This window comes from Polaromonas sp. P5_D5 (assembly GCF_054049435.1).
Map to the genome: position 1 here is coordinate 1 of NZ_JBFUMJ010000007.1, position 15706 is coordinate 15706.

The following is a 15706-nucleotide window of genomic DNA, read 5'->3' on the forward strand; positions in this document are numbered from 1 at the left end:
AACCTGCGCTCCTCGGCGCAGACAGAAGGGGGTGGAGGCAGGAATACCAAACAACCGAAGACAAAACCCGGAATACCAGAAGAAACCAGGACTCGCCATGGCGAGTCCTGGTTGGTATTGGATTTGGTTTTTTGTATTTGTCCCTGCTCCCGATTGGCCCTTGTGGATGCGCCGAGGAGCGCAGGTTCAGACGGATCAGGGCAAAAACTTGTTTGAGCGAAGCGAGTTGTTTTTGACCCCGGCTGGACCGAGCACCACAGGTTGCCCCGGAGCGAAGCGCAGGGGACGCAGGAACCAGGGTCGCCTTTTCTTTGGTGACTTTCTTTTGGCGACGCAAAAGAAAGTTACTTGCATGCCGGGCAACCCCCGGCCAGCGACCCTCAGCAAAGAGCGCGCCGTCAATGACGAGCCTAAAAACCGCTATCAATTCAATAGCTGTTCGCGCCCAACCCTAAAGGACTTCAAGGCAAATCTTTATAAGGTTCCGGCTGCGCCGCATCCCTCGGCCCCACGGTGCTAAGCCGGGCTTTCAGCGACTGCGGCCGCCCCGTCAGGATGGCCGCGTAGTTGGTGGTGTTGGACAGCACTTTTTTCACGTAGTCGCGTGTCTCGCTGAAAGGAATGCTTTCGGCCCAGATCGCCGCGTCCAGCACCGGGCCGTTGCGCCAGGTGCGCGGACGGCCGGGGCCGGCGTTGTAGGCGGCTGCGGCCATGGGCATGGAGCCGTTGAAGTCGTCCAGTGCGAACTTGAGGTAGGCCGTGCCGATCGCGATGTTGGTGTCGCGGTCATTGAGCTGCTCTTGCGTGAAACCTTCCAGGCCGATTTTTTTGGCGGTCCAGCGTGCCGTCGCCGGCATGACCTGCATCAGGCCGGAAGCGCCCACGCCGGAGCGGGCGTCCATGATGAAGCGGCTTTCCTGGCGGATCAGGCCATACACATAGGCCGGGTCCAGGTTGATGGACTGGCTGCGTTTGGTCACCGTTTCGCGAAACGGCATCGGGAAGCGTTGCTCGAAATCGATCTCGCCTTTGGTGCGCTCACTGGTGTTGATGCAGCGGTCCCAGATCTGCCGGTCGCAGGCGAACTGGGCGGCTGCCAGCAGGTCGCGGTCAGCCATGCCGCCGCGCTTGTGCAGGTTGGTGCTGTAGTTCCATTCGCGCGTGCCTTCGGGGCGCAGGCCGATGGCGATGGCATAAGCGGCGCGGTTCAAGCCCGGGTTCAGCCGTGCAGTTTCTTTTTCCTCGGCCGTCAGCGGCGCTGGCCTGGCCGGCACCGTGATCTTCTGGTCCAGCTCTTCCAGCGCGAGCTGCTCGTAAAAACCACGGGCCGATGCAAAGGACTGCAGCAAGGCCAGGGCCTCGGCCCGCTGCGGCGCAATGGTGATGCCGGTGCTGATGGTTTGCGTCACGCCGGGTGTGGTCGCGACGACGATCGGGCCTTTGGGCGCCACGTCGGGCGGCGCGGTGGCCAGCAGCGCACGCGCTTTCCAGTAGCTCCAGGTGGGGTCCTTGCGCGCGTCGTCGCTCATGGCGTTGACCGCTGCCAGCACCAGCGTCCAGTTGGGCTGTGTGCCCGCGCGCAATGCGGCCCGGACTTTCCAGCCCAGCATGTCGTCGGTGAGGTCGGTGTCCTTGGTGACCTTGGCAAAGTATTGCAGTGCGTCACCGGCCGGCGTGGCGCCCAGGCGTGTGGCGGCCTGCCTGCCGATCACGCCCCAGACCCAGTTGCGCTCTTCCGTGTTCAGCTGCATGCCCCATTTGTTTTCCATCTGGGATGCCGCTCCGTCCGTGTCGCTGATCGCCATCTTGATCAGCGCCAGCGTGACGATTTCGCGCCGCGCCTTGCTGAGCGCGAGGTGTTTGCCCGCCAGGAACCTGATGGGGCTGGCGTTCAGTTCATTGACCATGCCAACGGCATCGGGGGCAACGATCTGCACGGCGCCTGTCGCTGCCCGGGGCCGGTTGGCTTCAGTGGCCAGGCGGGCCTTGATCCACGCGTCCTGCGGTGTGAGGTTTTTGGTGCCGACCAGCCGCTCGGCGGCCGAGTTGCAACCGTCGTCTGCCTCGCGTTGCGCGTACCAGTTCTTCTTCACCTCGTCGGCCAGGCGCGCATCAGCCGCCGGATTTTTGAGGTGTTCGACCAGCAGCGCGTAGCAACGCACCTCCTTGTCGTCGTTCATACGGTAGTTAGGGTATTCAGCGGCAAAGCCGGCCCAGTCGCGGCGCTGGCCCAGCAGCAGCAGCCAGTCATTGCGCAGGCGGTCTTCCTGGTAGGTGCCGGCGTAGCGTCCGAAAAAGTCCTGCATCTCTTGTGCGCTGGCTTCGCCCAGGCGGGCTTTGAGCTCCCAGTAGGCGGCCCAGGGTTCGAGCGCATGGCCCCGGGCCTGGGGCAGCAGTTGTGCCAGCCGGCCCTTATCGCCGCGTTTGAAAGCCTTGTTCATCTCCACAATCACGTTGTCAGCTGCACTGGCGCTTGCGGGAAGGGTGGTTTGGGCGGTTGCAGGGACGAGCAGCGTCAGGGAGGCAATTGCGGAAAAAATGGCAGGCAGGGCGGCCGCACGTACCGGGCCGTTAAGAAATTTGTATAGCATCGGGACATTATGGACAAATTAAGCACACGCAAGGCGCTGGTGGAAGCGCGACTGAACATGCCTGACCGCCTGGTGCGGGCTGACCTGCTGCAGCGTGTGATGCGCATCTGGCTGGTAGGTTCCACGCACGAGGTGATTGGTGCGTATTGGCCCATCAAGGGCGAGTTCGATCCGCTGCCTGCGCTGTACCGCTGGCAGGAGGATGCCATTTTGAGCCAGGATTCGTCATCAAATCCGGCACTGGACCAAGTGGAACGTGCGCAACTAGCTACTGAAAGCATAGCGGCGCGATCGCCGCGCAAGATCGGTCTGCCGGTGGTCAACAAGCTGCACAAGACATTGACTTTCCATGCCTGGTACCCGGGCTGCCCCATGGAAGAAGACGCCTACGGCATTCCGAAACCAAAAGATACAGAGGTGATTATTCCCACCCTGCTGTTCGTGCCCTGCGTAGGTTACGGGCCCGGGGGCTATCGGCTGGGCTATGGCGGGGGCTTTTACGACCGCACGCTGGCCACGCTGCAGCCACGGCCCTTCACAGTGGGCCTGGGCTATACCCAGGGCTGGCTGCCCGACATGGAGCCCGAGCCGCACGACATTCCGCTCGATGCCATCCTGAACGACAAGGGCGTGGTCTGGCCGGTGTGACCGTCAGGCGCCCGACAGCCTCCCGGCTTCGCGGGTGAGAAGGGCCGGTATATTAGCCACTCGAGCAAAGCGGTTAATGACTAAAAAAACAGGGAGCGGAGCATGGCAGGCAGTGGAGAAGACAGCAATACGGTCAGCAGCAGGATCAGGAAGGACCTGCTGAAAGTTCTGGCCCTCGCGCTGGTGACGCTGTTTCTGGTTCCGGGTTCAACCCTGTTGTTTGCCAGGCATGCACAGCAGCAACTCGACCGCACCATCATCCAGTCGATAGAGCGGCAGGTCGACCAGGACTCGAGCATGTCCGCCGAAAGCAAGGCGCAAACCAAGAAGTTTTACCGTGACAACCCGGTCTCCCGTATATGCGCCGACGCCAACGCCGACCTCGTGCAGGACAGGGACATGTTCTGCGAGCCGTTCTCCGAAGTCTGGCAGTTTTACGCAGCGCATGTCATCGCCAAATGGACGATTGCCGGCGGTGTGGCCATCTTGCTGGTGGAACTACTGCTGGGCGCTGTGGCTTTCTGGAACCGGAAGGCCCAATACCTGAGTTTTGTGACCGGCTGGCGCCTGCTGAGCCTGGCCAGCGCGGCGCAAATGCTGGTGCAGGGCACCATGCTTGTCTGGCTGTCCTTTTGGGTGACGGCATTCTTCTTTCACGTGTATTACATCAAGCTGATCGCGCTGATCGGCTTTGTGGTGGCTGTCGCGGTGTTCTTTGCCATTGCCGGACTGCTGCGGCGCCCCGCCATGGCAAACACCATTGACGGGGAACTGGTCAGCGATGGCGACGCGCCGGGCCTGTGGGCCAACACCCGCGCCCTGGCCGCACGCCTGAAGACCGCACCGCCCAAACAGATCGTGGCGGGCATCGACACCAATTTTTTTGTCACCGAAGCGCCGCTCACCGTGGCCGGCCAGGCGCTCACCGGCCGCACGCTGTTTGTCAGCCTTCCGCTGCTGCGGCTGCTGGATCGCGCCCAGGCCGATGCCGTGCTGGGCCATGAGCTCGCGCATTTTCGCGGTGGCGATGCCGCCAGCAGCGCCCGGCTTGGGCCCAAGCTTGTGCAGTACGACCACTACCTCGGCCTGATGCGTGGCGGCGGCCTGACGGTGGCGGTCTATCACCTGATGTACCTGTACCGGGTGATCTTTGAGTTCGCGCTGATGCGTGACAGCCGCGAGCGCGAATTCAAGGCCGACCGCGCCGCCGCGAAGCTGGTTTCGCCGCAGGCCATTGTGGAATCGCTGATCAAGATTACCGCCTACGCGAGCTACCGGTCGGAAATCGAGCGTGAACTGTTCGAGCACGACCGGCAGCACGGCCAGCAACTCGGCATTGCGCAGTTTGTGGCCTCGGGCCTGGCACCCTACGCCGCCTCTACCAAATTCGTGAAGGCCATGGGAACAGCCAGCGTGCCTCATCCGTTTGATTCGCATCCGGCCATGCTGGATCGCATGAAAAACGTGCGTCACCTGGTCAAGCCCGACGCCTTCGGCGCCATCGTGACTGATCCACCATCGCGCAACTGGGCTGACGACATACAGACCGCGCCGCAGATTGAGCAACGACTGTGGTCGGCCTACGAGCAGGGTTTTGCCGCTGACCATGAACGTACCCTCGCTTACCGCTATGGGCCGGACAATGACATGGAGCAGGCGCTGGTGCTGCGCTACTTTCCTCCTGTGCTGTTTCAGCTCAAGGGCACTCTCTCTGTCGGTGTGACATACAGCGGCCTGCAGCTGCCCGGCAAGCCCGATGAACTCTCGTGGGATGACATCCAGAACCTTGGCTATGAAAACGGTTTTGGCGGCGATGTCCTCACGGTTACCTTGACTGAAAAAGGCCTGTTGGGTGCCAAGACAACCAAGGTAAAACTGCCCGGCATCAGTGCGCAGCGGGAGCAGTTCAAAGAGGTGCTGGGGACTTACCGGCACCGGCATGAGGTGATGCGGAAGCAGCTGGCGGGGTAGGTTTTCATCGGGCCGGTTCTTGCTCCGGCTTGCGCGCTCGTCTAAGGTTTGCTGGCCGGGGGTTGCCCGGCGGCAAGTAACTTTCTTTTGCTTCGCCAAAAGAAAGTCACCAAAGGTCACGTAGTGGGGATTCGCTCACTTCGCAAAGCGAAGTTATGCGAATACCAAAAGGCGACCCTGCTGTCTGCGACCCCTGCGCTTCGCTGCGGGGCAACCTGCGGTGCTCGGTTCAGGCGGGGTCTCGCTCGAACTCGCTACGTTGCACTTCGCTCAGACAATCGCGATCCCTGATCCGCCTGAACCTGTGCTCCTCGGCGCAGACAGAAGGGGCTGGCGGGAGCGGGGACCGAAGACAAATACCAACTCCAATACCAAAACCAACAAGGACACGCCATGGCGTGTCCTTGTTTCCTCAGGTGTTCGGTATTCCTCTCCCTCCCCCTTGTGGATGCGCCGAGGAGCGCAGGGCCAGACGGATCAGGGCAAAAACTTGTTTGAGCGAAGCGAGTTGTTTTTGACCCCGGCTGGACCGAGCACCGCAGGCTGCCCGTAGCGAAGCGCAGGGACGCAGGAACCAGGGTCGCCTTTCTTTTGCTTACTTTTCTTTGGCGAAGCAAAGAAAAGTGAGTTGCATGCCGGGCAACCCCCGGCCAGCAGGATTCAGAGGAGGGCGCCCCGCCGGAGCAAACCGGGCCTAGCCCTTGGGCTTGTAAGCCACAACATCAATCTCCACCCGCGCATCCACCATCAACCGCGCCTCGGTCGTCGAACGGGCTGGCTTCTTATCACCGAAATAGCCCATGTAGATGCGGTTGAAACTGCCGAAGTCGCGCGCGTCCTGCAGCCAAACAGTGCTCTTGCAGACGTCGTCCAGCGTGCAACCGGCCAGGGCCAGCACCGCCTGCAGGTTCTTCATCACCTGGTGGGTCTGCACCTCTATCCCGCCGGTCACGATCTCGCCGTTTTCATTGGCCGGCACCTGGCCGGAGACATAGATGAAGTCACCGGCGCGCACAGCGGGTGAGAACGGGCGGGGCTGGCGGTCGGAGGCCAGCGGAGGATTTCCGAAATGTTCCAGAGGCATGAAGAACTCCTTTTTCTAGTCTCTTTTGTGGCAAATTCTGAAATATATTTTCATGATTATGCGCAAATACTCGGGTTTATCCTGAAAATGATCATCTTCAGATCAATTAATCTTCACTTTTGAAATTTAACTTCAATCAGGAGTTGTCATGATCCGTGGAATTCGCATGCACCGCCGCACTGCCTTGTCTTCCCTGTTGGCCCTGGGTGCGGCCGGCGCCGGCTTCGGTCCGGCCGCCGCGCAGACGGGGAAGTCAGCCCTGAACCTGGCCATGGTGGCTGAGCCGCCGACGCTGGACATCCAGTCGACCCCGGCCGACCTGGTCTGCATCATCATGCAGCACGTCTACGAGCCGTTGTTCACCTTCGACGCCAAGGCGGCCCTGGTGCCGATGCTGGCCGAGGCGATGCCCAAGATATCGGCGGACGGCAAGCTCTACAGCATCGCACTGCGCAAGGGCGTGATGCTGCACAGCGGGCGCGAGCTTCATGCCGACGATGTGGTGGCCAGCCTGAAACGCTGGATGGAAGTCTCGCCGCGTGGCAAGTCGGTGGCGGTGCAGGTGGCCGACCTGTCGGCCAAGGGCCCGCACGGTGTGGAGATCAGCCTGAAGAACGCCTATGCGCCGCTGCTCTCGCAGCTGGCGATGGCCTCGGGCATGGCGGCCATCATGGCCAAGGAATCGCTGGCCCAACCGCTGCGCGAATACGTGGGCACGGGGCCCTACAAGTTCAAGGAGCGCAAGCCCGACCAGTATGTGCTGCTCACCCGCTTCGATGGCTACACCGCGCGCAATGAAGCTGCCAGCGGCTACGGCGGCAAGCGGGTGGCCGTGGTGGAGGAACTGCGCTTCGTACCGGTGCCCAATGCCAACACGCGGGTGGAGGGTGCGCTGGCCGGCCAGTTCCACTACGCCGATCTGCTGCCGATTGAGGCGCTGCCGCGGCTGGAAAAAGCCGGCGGCAAGGTCGTGCCCATCATGACGCCCTCGTTCGGCTTTCCTTACCTGGTGTTCAATACCAAGGAAGGCTCGCTGGCACGGCAGCCTGTACGCAAGGCGGTGCAGACCGCGCTGGGTGAGGGCGAGATGCTGGCGGCGGGCTTTGGCGACACGCGCTTTTTCATCGCTGAAGGCAACCACTTTCCCAAAGGCACGCCTTTTTATTCCACCGCCGGTACCGCAGCCTATAACGAGCGCGATGCCAAGAAGGCCAAGAGCCAGGCCGAGCAGGCCGGCTACAAGGGCGAGCCGGTGCGCATCCTGACCAGCCGGCAGTATGACTTTCACTACAACATGGCATTGATCATGGCCGAGCAGCTCAAGCGTGCCGGCTTCAAGGCCGAGCTCAACGTGGTCGAGTGGGCAACGCTGCTGCAGCGCCGCGCCGACCCCAAGCTGTGGGACATCTACATCACCCATTCGGGCCTGTTTCCCGAACCCATGCTTTCGCCGCCGCAACTGGGCGACGGCGCGCCGGGCTGGTGGAGCTCGCCCGCCAAGGCCGAGGCGTTGACCGCGCTGAACCAGGAGTCGAACCCTGCCAAGCGCGGCGCGCTGTGGGGCAAGGTGCAGCAGGTGGTCTATGACGAGGTGCCTTACATCCAGGTGGGCAAGTTCGCCAGCCTGTCGGCGCGTGCCCCTGCGCTGCAGGGCTACACCCCCTACACCTACCCGTTCTTCTGGAATACCAGCCTGAAGAGTTGAGCCCCCACGCTCCCCCACTGCGAGCCTGCGGCGCGCTGCCCCTTTCCTCACGTATGGGGGCCGCCCGCCTGCGGTCCGGCAAAGCCGGTTCCGCGACTTGACTGGCTTGTTTCGTTTCGTCTCGGACCGGGTTTAGTGCTGCTGACAGGACGCCCTTGGATGGATAAAGAGATTTCCCCCTTTATGAATAGAGCAATGTCATGACACGGTACCTCCTGTCCCGGCTGGGCGGCATGCTGGTGGTCATGGCCATCGTGGCAGTGCTGGTTTTTATTCTCACGCGCGCCGCCCCGGGTGACCCGATCGCCGTGCTGCTGGGCGACCAGGCTACGGCCGAGGACATCGCGCGCGTGCAGAAGGTCTATGGCCTGGACAAGCCCCTGCCGGTGCAGTTCGGCCTGTGGGTCCGCGAGCTGGCGCGCGGCAACCTGGGTGAATCGATCTTTCTGCAGCGCCCGGTGACCCAGGCGCTGTGGGAGCGGGCCGAGCCCACGACCCTGCTCTCGCTGATGGCGATTGCCATTGCCGCGCTGATCGGCGTGCCCTGCGGCATCGTCTCGGCCGTGTATCGCGGCAGGGCCGTCGACCAGGCCTTCACCGGTTTTGCCATGCTGGGCGCCAGCATCCCCAGCTTCTGGTTCGGCCTGGTGCTGATGCAGATCTTCGCAGTCTCGCTGGGCTGGTTTCCGGTCTCGGGCTATGGCGAGCCGGGCGCCTCGCTGGCGGCCCGCATCCACTGCCTGGTGCTGCCGGCCACGGTGCTGGGCGTGCTCAATTCGGCGCTGATCATCCGCTTCACCCGCGCCTCCATGCTGGATGTGCTGGGCGAGGACTACGTGCGCACTGCCCGGGCCAAAGGACTTTCGGAAAACGTGGTGGTGCTCAAGCATGCGCTGCGCAATGCGCTGGTGCCTATCGTTACCGTGCTCGGCCTGACAGTGGCGCTGATGATAGGCGGCGCGGTGGTCACCGAGACGGTGTTCGGCTTACCCGGCGTGGGCAACCTGGTGGTGAGCGCGGTGATCCGGCGCGACTACCCGGTGATCCAGGGTGCGCTGCTGGTGGTGGCTGTGATCTACGTGGTGATCAATTTCGCCATCGACCTGCTCTACACGGTCGTTGACCCTCGTGTGAAGTATTGACATGCAGTTTCCTCTTATTTTGCGCAAGCTGTTTCGCCGCCGCATCGTGCTGGCCGCGGCCATCGCGCTGGTTGTGGTGGTACTGGTATCACTCTTCGCCGGCCCCCTGAGCGGGCTGGATCCAAACGAGACCGCCGTGAGCCAGCGCCTGGCGCAACCCTCTTCCAGCCACCTGTTCGGCACCGACGAACTGGGCCGCGACCTGTTTGCCCGCATCGCCTTCGGCGGCCGATATTCCCTGACCATCGCGCTGCTGACGGCGCTGGGTTCGGTGGTGGCCGGCACCTTGTTTGGCCTGGTCGCAGGCTTCTTTCGACGGCTTGACGCGCCCGTCATGCGGGTGGTGGACGCGATGATGTCGTTTCCCGACATCCTGCTGGCCATCGCCCTGGTCGGTATCCTCGGCCCCTCGATGCTGAACGTGGTGCTGGCCCTGGTGCTGGTCTACACGCCTCGCGTGGCGCGGGTGGTGCGCGCCTCGACGCTGGTGGTGCGCGAGCTGCTCTTTGTGGAAGCGGCGCGCGCCGTCGGGGTCTCCACCGTGCGCATCCTCTGGCGCCATGTGCTGCCCAACCTGATGTCGCCGATCCTGGTGCAGGCTTCCTTCATCTTCGCCTATGCCATCCTGGCGGAAGCCGCGCTGTCTTTCCTGGGGGTGGGTGTGCCGCCCGAAATCCCGACCTGGGGCACCATGGTCGCCGGCAGCCAGCAATACGCCCACCAGGCGCTGTGGATCGTGTTGTTCCCGGGCCTGGCCATCATCCTTACCGCGCTGTCGCTCCAATTGCTGGGCGACGGCATCCGCGACCTGCTGGATCCGCGCCTGCGGAAATCGATGTGAACCGTCTTGAAGTACGCCACCTTTCCACCTTCTTCGACACCGACGAAGGCCTGATCCGCTCCGTCGCCGACGTGAGCTTCAACATCCGTGCCGGCAAGACCACGGCCCTCGTCGGCGAATCGGGCTCGGGCAAATCGGTCACCAGCCTGACGCTGATGCGCCTGCTACCGCGAACCGCTTCGACACAGGTCAGCGGCCAGGCCCTGTTCGTCAACCGCGCCGGCGAGACACTGGACTTGTTGACGCTGCCCGAGCCGCGCATGCGCGCCATCCGCGGCAACGAGGTGGCGATGATCTTCCAGGAGCCGATGACCAGCCTGAACCCGGTTTTCACCGTGGGCGAGCAGGTGGCCGAGACGCTCCGCCTGCACAAGGGCCTGGGCCATGCGGCCGCCCTGGCCCAGGCCCTGCGCATGCTGGAACTGGTGGAGATCCCGGCGGCTGCCCAGCGCCTGCATGAATACCCGCACCAACTCTCCGGCGGCATGCGCCAGCGGGTGATGATCGCGCTGGCCATGGCCTGCGACCCGACGCTGCTGATCGCCGACGAGCCCACCACCGCGTTGGACGTGACCATCCAGGCTCAGATCCTGGCGCTGATGCGCAGGCTGCAGGCTGAGACCGGCATGAGCATCCTGTTCATCACCCACAACCTGGGCGTGGTGGCCCACCATGCCGACGACGTGGCTGTGATGTACGCCGGCCGCATCGTGGAGGCCGCGCCCGTCAACGACCTGTTCGCACGGCCACAGCATCCTTACACGCAGGGCCTGCTGGCCTGCCTGCCGGCGCAGCAGCGCGGGCGGGCGCCGGCAGGGGACGGCGAGGGCCCGCATGCGGCGGGAGGCAAGCGCCGGCTCTACGCCATCCGCGGCCAGGTCTCCAGCCCGCTGGCGCCGCCACCGGGCTGCGCCTTCGAGCCGCGCTGTGACAAGGCCATCGCGGCCTGCCGCGACGCCATGCCGGCGTTGCGCAACGACGAAGCCGGCGGCAGCGCCCGCTGCATCCTGGTGCCGGAGGCCGCATGAGCACACAGATGCCTGCCGTCACACCTCTGATCGAGGTGCGCAACCTGCAGAAATTCTTCGGTTCCTCCGTGCGGCCGGTACGCGCGGTGGACGATGTGTCCTTCGTGATCCATCCCGGCGAGACACTGGGTCTTGTGGGCGAATCGGGCTCGGGCAAGAGCACCATTGGCCGCGCCCTGCTGCGCCTGGTCGACAGCACCGGCGGCACAGTGAGCTACCGCGGCGAGGACCTGGGCGCAGCATCGAGCGGCCGCATGCGCGCGCTGCGCAGCAAGCTGCAGATGATCTTCCAGGACCCGTACGCCAGCCTGAACCCCAAGATGCGGGTACGCGACATCCTGGGCGAGGCGTTGCAGGTGCACGGCCTGGCCAAAGGCAAGGAGGCGACTGCGCAGCGTATCGCCGAGCTGTTGCAGCTGGTGGGGCTACCGCCCGAGCACGCGGCGCGTTACCCGCACGAGTTTTCCGGCGGCCAGCGCCAGCGTATCGGCGTGGCGCGGGCCCTCTCGGTGCAGCCCGAATTCATCGTGGCCGACGAGCCGCTCTCTGCACTGGACGTGTCCATCCAGGCGCAGGTGGTCAACCTGCTGTGCGACCTGCGCGATAGCCTGAAGCTGACCATGCTGTTCATCTCGCATGACCTGGATGTGGTGGAATACCTGTGCGACCGGGTGGTTGTGCTGTACCTGGGCCGGGTGATGGAAGTGGCGCCGACGGCGCAGCTGTTCGCGCGGCCGCTGCATCCCTATACCCAGGCCCTGCTGGCCGCTTCGCCCAAGCCCGACCCGGCATTGAAGATGGTGCATGTGCCCTTGAAAGGCGACATGCCCAGCCCGCTCAACCCGCCTTCGGGCTGCGTATTTCGCACACGCTGCCCGCATGCCATTGACGCCTGTGCCGAGACGCGGCCGGAGCCGCGCGACATGGGCGGCGGCCGCCTCAAAGCCTGCATCCGAGACGACATCGAATCATTGACGACACCATGACACTGCAAGACATTCTCGACCCCCTGCTCGACGCCTCCTGGAAGGGCTTTCCGCACCACAGCCCGCCGCTGCGCCGCTCGGCCGTCGGCACCCAGGGCTGGAACGTGCTGCGCGGCGACCTGCCGTTGCCGCTGGCCGTGATCCGTCGGGACGCCCTGGCCGGCAACCTGCAATGGATGCAGGGTTTCGCCGGCAGCCACGGCGTGGGCCTGGCTCCGCACGGCAAGACCACCATGTCGCCGCAGCTGTTCCGGCGCCAGCTCGATGCCGGCGCCTGGGGCCTGACCTTCGCCACCGTGACGCAGCTGCGCGCGGGCGTGACGGCCGGTGCGAAGCGCTGCCTGATCGCCAACCAGGTGTTCCAGTCGGTGGACCTGCAGGGCATAGCCGACCTCAAGCGTGCCAATGCCGGGCTGAGCGTGGCTTTTCTGGTGGATTCCCTGGCGCAGGCAGAACTCATTGAAGCCTGGCATGCGGTGAATGCACACGCTGAGCCTTTCGACGTGCTGCTGGAGATCGGCGTGGACGGCGGCCGCACCGGCTGCCGCAACCACGAGCAGGCGCTCGCATTGGCCAAGCGCCTGCGCAGCGGCACGGCCACGCGGCTGGTCGGCATCGAATGCTACGAGGGTCTGGGCGCCACCGGCCAGTCGGACGCTGACACGGCCTACGCCAATGCGCTGATGCAACGTGTGCGCGACATCGCCCAAGCCTGCGACGAGCAGCAGTTGTTCGAAACGGATGAAATCCTCCTCACGGCCGGCGGCTCCGCCATCTTCGATCTGGTGGCCGAACACCTGAAGATGAAACTCTCGCGGCCCGTGCAGGGCCTGCTGCGTTCGGGCTGCTATGTGACGCACGACCATGGCACCTACCACCGCTTCATGAATACAGTCGCCGCGCGCATGGGCTGCGGCCATGGCTTGCACGCGGCGATGCAGGTGTGGGCGGCGGTGCAATCCTGCCCCGAGCCGGGCCTGGCCATTCTCGCGGTGGGCAAGCGCGACATCTCCTACGACCTGGAGCTTCCCGTGCCCCTGGGCGTGTGCCGGGCAGGCGAGACCGCCATGACGCCGGCGCCGGCCGACTGGAAAATCGCCGGCCTGAACGACCAGCACGCCTACCTCCGCCACGCGACCCCGGCCGGCAGCGGCCCGGAACACCAGGCCCTGCGCGTGGGCGACCTGGTCGCGCTGGGCATCTCCCACCCCTGCACCACCTTTGATAAATGGCGCTGGATGCCGGTGGTGGACGAACAAAACAACGTGTGTGACGCCATCGTCACCTGCTTTTAAATGACCCCACGCGTTCTTGAAAAAATTGCCGAGATCATGGACCGCGCGCCCGCCGCGCGGCGCACCGTGCTGGCCCTGATCCTGGAAGACCCGCAGCGCGTGCTGGACGAAACCTTCGAGACCCTGGCCCAGCGCGCCAACAGCTCGGTCCCCACCATCATGCGCACCTGCCGCGACCTGGGCTACCCTGGACTGCGCGAGTTCAAGCTGGCGCTGGCGCAAGAGCTGGCGGTGGGCGGCTCGCCACTGAACCGGCGCGTGCGCATCGATGACGACACCCGACAGGTCATCGCCAAGGTGACGCGCGGCGCCACCACGGTGATCAACAGCGTGCAGGCTCAGCTCAATGTCGAGGCAGTGCAGGCGGCGGCCGACGCCATCGTCGACGGCGCCCGGGTGGACTGCTACGGCGTCGGCGTCACCTCCAACTTCATGGCTTCCGACTTGCAGGCGCGGCTGTACCGCATGGGCGTGGCCTCCAACAGCTACCTGGACCCGCACCTGCAGCTGATCTCGGCCGCCACCATCGGCCCGCGCGGCGTGGTGATGGCCATCACCCACGTCGGCGGCATGCCTTCGCTGCTGGAGGCGGTGGACGTGGCACGCTCGCAGGGCGCCACCATCATCGCGCTGACGCAGCCCGGCTCGCAGCTCGCGGCGCTGGCCGACATCGTGCTGGGCGTGGAAGTGGCGCCCGACCCGGTGATGCCGGTGGGCCCCGAGGCTTACCTGGCGCACCTGACGGTGATCGAGATCCTCACCGTGCTGGTGGCACAGCGCCTGGGCGACAAGGCCGTGAACCGGCTGGCCAACATCCAGCGCACGCTGGAAACCCGCGGCGTGGACATGCACCACCATCCCCGGCTGGACTGGGACGAAGGCGCCAAGCTCACCATGGGAAAAGTACGATGACGCGCGCCACCTTGCTGGAAAACGGCTTGCTGGTGGACGGCACCAGCGCGGCTGGACGACCAGGTGACCTTCTGCTGGCGGGCGACCGGATTGTGGCCATGGGCCCGGACTTGCGCCGCGGCCTGCCGGATGGCCTGTCTCTGTCCGATGTCCAGGTGTACGACTGCAGCGGCCTGGTGATTGCGCCCGGCTTCGTCGACGTGCACACCCACGACGACGCTATCGTGCTGAACGCGCCCGGCATGTTTCCCAAGCTGTCGCAGGGCATCACCACGGTGGTCACCGGCAACTGCGGCCTGTCGGTCGCGCCCTTCGTGGTGAAGGAGCCGCAGGGCGCCCTCACCCTGCTCGGAAATTCGTTTAAATACCCTTCGGTGGAGGCCTACGCACAGGCCGTAGCCGAAGCGCAGCCGGCCGTCAATGTAGCGCCGCTGATCGGCCACACCACGCTGCGCTATGCCTGCGTGGACGACCTCAACCGGCCAGCCACCGCCGACGAAGTGGCCGCCATGTGCACCCTGCTGGAGCAATGCATGGCCCAGGGCGCGATCGGACTGTCGTCGGGCCTCTTTTACGCCGAAGCCATGCCGGCACCGGCCGCCGAGGTGACAGCGCTGGCGCGCGTCGTCGCGCGGTACGGCGGCATTTACGCCACCCACATGCGCTCGGAGATGGCCGACATCCTGGAGGCCATGCACGAGGCCGCCGGCTGCGCCTTCGAGGCAGGTGTGCCGCTGGTGATCTCGCATCACAAATGCGCCGGCCCGGCCAACTGGGGCCGCACGCAGGAGACACTGCCGCTGATCGACACGCTGGCGCAGCGCCAGGACATCGCAATGGATGTCTATCCCTATGTGGCCGGCTCGACCGTGCTGCGCGAAGACCTGGTCGACGGCATTATTGACGTGCTGGTGAGCTGGTCGGCCCCGCACCCGGAAATGATGGGTCGCACCCTGGCGTCGATTGCCGCTGAGTGGGGCGTCGACCAGAAAACAGTTTGCCGCCGCCTGCAGCCGGGCGGTGCCTGCTATTTCCAGATGCACGAGGATGATGTGCGGCGCGTCATTGCGCATCCGCTTTCCATGATCGGATCCGACGGCCTGCCGCATGACAAGCATCCGCACCCGCGCCTGTGGGGTGCTTTCCCGCGGGTGCTGGCGCGCTACTGGCGCGAGCAGCAGCTGCTTTCGCTGGAGACTGCGATCCACAAGATGACCGGCCTGTCGGCGCGCAACTTCCGCCTGCACCAGCGCGGCCAGTTGCAGCCGGGCTGGTACGCCGATGTCGTGGTGCTGGACCCAGCCCGAGTGTGCGACGTGGCAACGTACGAAAACCCCATCGCGCTGTCGGAAGGCATTGAAAAAGTCTTTGTGAACGGCGAACTGGCCTACGTTGCCGGCGCTGCTGATGCGGCCAGCGTCAGGGTGCAGGCGCGCGCCGGGCGCTTGTTGAAACGGCATGTGTAATAAGAAACACCCCCGTCCAGGCTCACTGCGTGTAGCC

At 64.6% G+C, this 15706-nt stretch carries 12 protein-coding genes; 10 read left to right on the forward strand and 2 right to left on the reverse strand.

Features of this window, described 5'->3' with window-relative positions; genetic code table 11:
• Positions 1-461: 461 nt before the first annotated feature.
• A complete protein-coding gene (locus tag ACXJKE_RS20655; protein WP_457282463.1) occupies positions 462-2591 on the reverse strand; it encodes a transglycosylase SLT domain-containing protein in 2130 nt (709 codons plus the stop codon).
• 9 nt (positions 2592-2600) lie between these two features.
• Between ACXJKE_RS20655 and ACXJKE_RS20660 the strand changes: the two genes are divergently transcribed.
• Together ACXJKE_RS20660 and ACXJKE_RS20665 are read left to right on the forward strand one after the other, a co-directional pair.
• Entirely contained in the window at positions 2601-3239 is a 639-nt protein-coding gene (locus ACXJKE_RS20660; RefSeq protein WP_457282464.1) for a 5-formyltetrahydrofolate cyclo-ligase, read from the forward strand.
• A 102-nt stretch (positions 3240-3341) separates the two neighbouring features.
• Positions 3342-5210, forward strand: a complete 1869-nt coding sequence (locus tag ACXJKE_RS20665) for a M48 family metallopeptidase (RefSeq protein ID WP_457282465.1) — start codon at positions 3342-3344, stop codon at positions 5208-5210.
• Between the two features lie 694 nt (positions 5211-5904).
• On the opposite strand, the gene ACXJKE_RS20670 is transcribed toward ACXJKE_RS20665, so the two are convergent.
• The gene (locus ACXJKE_RS20670; protein WP_457282466.1) at positions 5905-6294 is read right to left on the reverse strand and encodes a RidA family protein; all 390 of its coding nucleotides are present in this window, start codon (positions 6292-6294) and stop codon (positions 5905-5907) included.
• Between the two features lie 148 nt (positions 6295-6442).
• Between ACXJKE_RS20670 and ACXJKE_RS20675 the strand changes: the two genes are divergently transcribed.
• From ACXJKE_RS20675 to ACXJKE_RS20710, 8 genes are all read left to right on the forward strand, one after another.
• On the forward strand, positions 6443-7999 hold the full coding sequence (locus ACXJKE_RS20675) for an ABC transporter substrate-binding protein (protein WP_457282467.1): 1557 nt from the start codon (positions 6443-6445) through the stop codon (positions 7997-7999).
• Between the two features lie 200 nt (positions 8000-8199).
• Positions 8200-9141, forward strand: coding sequence for an ABC transporter permease (locus ACXJKE_RS20680; protein ID WP_457282468.1), 942 nt, complete (start codon positions 8200-8202; stop codon positions 9139-9141).
• 1 nt (position 9142) lies between these two features.
• A complete protein-coding gene (locus ACXJKE_RS20685; RefSeq protein WP_457282469.1) occupies positions 9143-9982 on the forward strand; it encodes an ABC transporter permease in 840 nt (279 codons plus the stop codon).
• Complete coding sequence (locus tag ACXJKE_RS20690) at positions 9979-11010, forward strand: ABC transporter ATP-binding protein (protein WP_457282470.1); 1032 nt, start codon at positions 9979-9981, stop codon at positions 11008-11010. The genes ACXJKE_RS20685 and ACXJKE_RS20690 overlap by 4 nt, the downstream gene beginning before the upstream one ends.
• A gap of 8 nt (positions 11011-11018) precedes the next feature.
• Positions 11019-11996 carry an ABC transporter ATP-binding protein gene (locus tag ACXJKE_RS20695; protein ID WP_457282618.1) on the forward strand — a complete coding sequence of 326 codons (978 nt, stop codon included), beginning with the start codon at positions 11019-11021 and terminating at the stop codon, positions 11994-11996.
• Positions 11993-13291, forward strand: coding sequence for an amino acid deaminase (locus ACXJKE_RS20700; RefSeq protein ID WP_457282471.1), 1299 nt, complete (start codon positions 11993-11995; stop codon positions 13289-13291). The genes ACXJKE_RS20695 and ACXJKE_RS20700 overlap by 4 nt, the downstream gene beginning before the upstream one ends.
• Positions 13292-14203 (forward strand): MurR/RpiR family transcriptional regulator, encoded by a 912-nt coding sequence (locus tag ACXJKE_RS20705; protein ID WP_457282472.1) that lies wholly within the window; start codon positions 13292-13294, stop codon positions 14201-14203.
• The gene (locus tag ACXJKE_RS20710) at positions 14200-15669 is read left to right on the forward strand and encodes an N-acyl-D-amino-acid deacylase family protein (RefSeq protein WP_457282473.1); all 1470 of its coding nucleotides are present in this window, start codon (positions 14200-14202) and stop codon (positions 15667-15669) included. The genes ACXJKE_RS20705 and ACXJKE_RS20710 overlap by 4 nt, the downstream gene beginning before the upstream one ends.
• Positions 15670-15706 lie beyond the last annotated feature (37 nt).